Here is a 3,614-nt window from a genome sequence, read left to right on the forward strand (position 1 = left end):
GCCGCCGCACCACGACATCTACTCGATCGAGGATCTCGCGCAGCTCATCTACGACCTCACGCGCGAGGCCGGCTGAGGGGCGCGGCATCGCGGCTGCTTCGCGTCGGTATCGCGTCGGCCGGTTCCGGCGCCGGCTGATCGCTGCGGCGAGGCGCGTTCGCGCGGTGGTCAGGCCCGCCGCACCTGCCGTTCGAGCGCTGTAACAAGGTCACCGTAGCCCGTGAAACGGTACTCGTAATCGAGCCCGAGCCGGCGCGCGCACTCCCGCGCTTTCTGCCGGAGCGCGGGGTCGTCGGTCTGGGCCTGATAGACGAGCTTGGTGTAATTGCCAAAGATCATGTCGCGCAATTCGGGGTGCCTGTCGAGGCCCATGGGTTTCCAGACGAAGGCGTCGAATTGCTTGACCAAGAAATCGGTGAGGTAGAAGGCCGATATCTCGTCGCGCGCCGCGAAGGCGTCGGTCCCTTCGAAGAAGGCGTAGCAATGCGGCCCGGCGACCATCTCGACACCCAGTTCGGCGCATTTGGCCTGAAGCTGCCCGCCGGTGCCGCAATCGGCATAAACCACGAAGATGGTATCATAGGCGCCCCGGTTCTGCGCGACGGCGTCTTCCACGGCGCCGGGGATCCTGTCGGGGTGCAGGTGCAGCTTGGCCGGAAGACATTGCAGATCCATGTGATCCCAACCGTTGGCACGCTTGAGGGCGAGGATTTCATGCGCGAGCGCCCCGCAAGCGATGAGCAGGATGCGGCCGTTGCTCGGCTCTGTGAAGCCGCTCTCGGTCAGGCGTTCTTCCGAAGGGAATATCTTTGTTGCCATGTTCACGACCTTTCGCAGCCAATTCCGGGTTAGATTGGGAAAAAATCTATTCTTTTACCATCGCAAGGACGACATTTCAGGCCGGATTGAGGGTCGCATTCAGGGGCTCAGTACTGGCATTGGTGAACAGCCCACGATATTTTGTCCGTGCGGCGCAAGTAGTACAGACGATGCCGGCGATCGCCGCGCCGGCGAAGATGTCGATGAAATAGTGCGCACCAAAGACGGGCGTCGAGGCGATCATAATAACCGTATATCCGACCACCGGGGCAAATAGCCGGGTACGCCAGTAGGCCACGCTAAGCAGAATGCCCGCTGCCGTATGGAACGAAGGAAAGGTTACGAGCCCGGGCAGATTGCTGAGTTCAAGGGTCACCGAATCCTCGGCGCCACGCAGCGCCGTCAGATGCTCGATATGGTAACTGCCGGGGACCTCGTCGAAATTGGGATATAACGACAGGTCCGGGATGATGTGCAGTACTGCCGCCTTCGCCGGAAAGCCCGCGCCCATCACGATACAGATCAGCGCGGTTACAAAGAACACCTCGATGAAGTACCGTGCACGAAGTGTCTGGCGCATCGCGATCAGACCAGCCAGAGCGAGGACGCTGAGGCTGGTGAGGCTCGTATACGATGTCTTCAGTATCTCGATGGCCACTGGGGAAGCGTGAACCCAATCAAAATACATATGCCAGCTTATTCCAAGCGCATGATCCCAGCCCGCCAGCATGTCGTCGGCCAGAGGTAACGCTGTCATCATTGTGAGATGATTGAGCAATCTCAACGCAAGCCAAGCCAGCTTTAGAAAAAACAGCCCCTCCAGCAGTTGCGCAAGCTGAAAAAGTGCGGGGTGAGGCCTTGATTGCTGCCGGAGCTTTCGGCGAATAAAAATAAAACCAAACAACAGGGCAGAGGCAAAGACTAGCCACGGGATCAGGTAGCTTGTGTCGAGCCGGGCTTGGGAAAGAACAAGGATCGCGCCATCCAGCAACAGGATTGTCAACACGACGTAATACAGGCGGTGGCTATTCAACCCGATGGTCATTTTCCGTATCCTCTGACTGCGTGGCAGGCAATGAATTCGGAAACTGTGGTGGTATTTGGGCGTCGATATGGTGCGGTCGGGGAGTCTCTTGATAAGCTCAGGTGTTGAGAACAAGCAGCCCCGGTACGCCGTTTGGCGGTACCGGGGGTTCAAACGAGATTTCGTGGTTGCGCGTCAGTTGTGAAACCTAAGCGGTCACGCCCTGATTGTGTTTGCGGGCCACGAAGTCCTTGGCGGTCTCCACCGCCACGGCGGCATCGCGGCAATAGGCGTCGGCGCCGATGGCCTTGCCGAATTCCTCGTTCAGGGGCGCGCCGCCCACGAGCACGATGTAGTCATCGCGCACGCCCTGTTCCACCATCGTGTCGATCACGACCTTCATGTAGGGCATCGTGGTGGTCAGCAGGGCTGACATGCCCAGAATGTCGGGTTGCTCGGTCTCGAGCGCCTCGAGATAGTTCTCGACCGGGTTGTTGATGCCGATATCGACCACTTCGAACCCGGCGCCTTCCATCATCATCGACACGAGGTTCTTGCCGATGTCGTGGATGTCGCCCTTGACGGTGCCGATCACCATCTTGCCCATCCGCGGCGCGCCGGTTTCGGCCAGCAATGGCTTCAGGATGGCCATGCCGCCCTTCATCGCGTTCGCGGCCAGCAGCACCTCTGGGACGAAAAGGATCCCGTCGCGGAAATCCTTGCCGACGACCGTCATGCCGCCGACCAGCGCCTCGGTCAGGATCTGGTAGGGTTGCCAGCCGCGTTCCAACAGGATGTTCACGCCTTCCTCGATCTCTTCCTTGAGGCCGTCGTAAAGGTCGTCGAACATCTGTTGAACGAGTTCCTCGTCGTCCAGTTCCGAAAGGATGATGTCGTCTTCTTCGTCGGACATGGCCGGGTTCCTCAAATCTCGGGCGCGCGCCTGCGCCGGTTGCCTGTCTGAACGTTTCGCCATTTTGTCGCATGTCCACTTTCCGGATTGCGACATTGGCCGTTTCGCGACCGACCTGCGGCGATGAAAATCACGTGATCCGTTGTGAAAGATGTCATGCGACACACGGGGTTATTGCGTATATTCTTGTTTTGTTCCATTTTCGATCCATGTCGCGGGACGCCACGATAAACCCGGCCCTGCGCCGTGCGGGCCGCGCCGCCGGCAGCAACGCCGCCGGGCGTTACGAAGCCTGCGGACATGTCTATGACGGCGATGGCTGGGACATGCCGGAGGAGGCGCGCGTGGCGCGCACGGCGGTGTCCTGCGAAAGCCCGCGGCGCGCGATCACGTACAACCGGTCGCCGGACTTGCCGTTCGACCGGTCAATCAACCCCTATCGCGGCTGCGAGCACGGCTGCATCTATTGTTTCGCGCGGCCCAGCCATGCATGGCTGGGCCTGTCGCCGGGGCTGGATTTCGAAACGCGCCTCGTGGCGCGGCCGGGTATCGCGTCGGTGCTGGAGCGGGAATTGCGCGCGCCGGGATACCGGCCAAGGCCCGTCGCCATCGGCACGAATACCGACCCCTACCAGCCGGTGGAGGACAGCCACCGGGTGATGCGCGCCTGTCTCGAGGTGCTGGAGCGGTTCGGCCACCCTGTCGCGATCGTGACCAAGGGCACCCTGATCGAGCGTGATCTGGACATCCTCGGGCGCATGGCGGCGCGCGGCCTCGTGCGGGTGGGCGTGTCGGTGACCACGCTGGATACGGCCCTGTCGCGCCGGATGGAGCCGCGGGCGCCCGCGCCCGCGCGAC

General features: G+C 61.2%; 5 protein-coding genes. 2 read left to right on the forward strand and 3 right to left on the reverse strand.

The genetic code is table 11. The features are described 5' to 3' along the window. A partial coding sequence (locus ACH107_RS30980; protein WP_412509522.1) for a glutamate synthase-related protein occupies positions 1-76 on the forward strand: 76 nt, incomplete at its 5' end. A gap of 92 nt (positions 77-168) precedes the next feature. On the opposite strand, the gene ACH107_RS30985 is transcribed toward ACH107_RS30980, so the two are convergent. The 3 genes from ACH107_RS30985 to ACH107_RS30995 form a co-directional block, all read right to left on the reverse strand. Beyond that, positions 169-819: a DUF1638 domain-containing protein gene (locus tag ACH107_RS30985; RefSeq protein ID WP_412509518.1), complete on the reverse strand. Its 651-nt coding sequence runs from the start codon at positions 817-819 to the stop codon at positions 169-171. A 76-nt stretch (positions 820-895) separates the two neighbouring features. Beyond that, positions 896-1,864: a phosphatase PAP2 family protein gene (locus tag ACH107_RS30990; protein ID WP_412509519.1), complete on the reverse strand. Its 969-nt coding sequence runs from the start codon at positions 1,862-1,864 to the stop codon at positions 896-898. A gap of 187 nt (positions 1,865-2,051) precedes the next feature. Then, entirely contained in the window at positions 2,052-2,756 is a 705-nt protein-coding gene (locus ACH107_RS30995) for a corrinoid protein (RefSeq protein ID WP_412509520.1), read from the reverse strand. A gap of 209 nt (positions 2,757-2,965) precedes the next feature. Here ACH107_RS30995 and ACH107_RS31000 point away from each other — a divergent pair. Then, a partial coding sequence (locus tag ACH107_RS31000; protein ID WP_412509521.1) for a radical SAM protein occupies positions 2,966-3,614 on the forward strand: 649 nt, incomplete at its 3' end.

The organism is Roseovarius halophilus (ex Wu et al. 2025) (assembly GCF_047086965.1).

Excerpts from the sequence above, each read along its gene's own strand:
- ACH107_RS30990 (WP_412509519.1), bottom strand. The coding sequence starts at position 1,864 with ATGACCATCGGGTTGAATAGCCACCGCCTGTATTACGTCGTGTTGACA.
- ACH107_RS30985 (WP_412509518.1), bottom strand. The coding sequence starts at position 819 with ATGGCAACAAAGATATTCCCTTCGGAAGAACGCCTGACCGAGAGCGGC.
- ACH107_RS30995 (WP_412509520.1), bottom strand. The coding sequence starts at position 2,756 with ATGTCCGACGAAGAAGACGACATCATCCTTTCGGAACTGGACGACGAG.